We start from the raw sequence: 235 nt of genomic DNA, 5'->3' as shown, positions 1-235 counted from the left end.
TGTAGGCCAGCCGGGTGAACCCGTCGATCGCCGAGTGCAGATAGGCGTAGCCGACCCGCCGGCCAGGCCCGCGCTTGGAAGCACGGCCTGCTTCACTGTCACGTCCGAGAGCACGCCAGCCGCCCCCGTCTGGGATCTTCCCGATCTTCTTCACATCCAGGTGCACCATGGGCCCCGGCCCTCTCGCGGAGGTCTTCTGGGGTCGGTGGCGCAGGTCTTCCCCGGCCGGGGGCAG

1 pseudogene is annotated in these 235 nt (G+C 69.8%); it reads right to left on the bottom strand.

From position 1 onward, the window contains the following. A pseudogene (locus KVS67_RS14250) lies at nt 1–235 on the bottom strand (IS481 family transposase); the annotation flags it as partial.

Source organism: Micrococcus sp. GbtcB5, from assembly GCF_019091605.1.
In the GTDB taxonomy this organism is placed as follows: Bacteria; Actinomycetota; Actinomycetes; order Actinomycetales; family Micrococcaceae; genus Micrococcus; species Micrococcus luteus.
The sequence above is the reverse complement of the archived record's forward strand: the minus strand, read 5'-3'. Positions and strand labels throughout refer to the sequence as shown.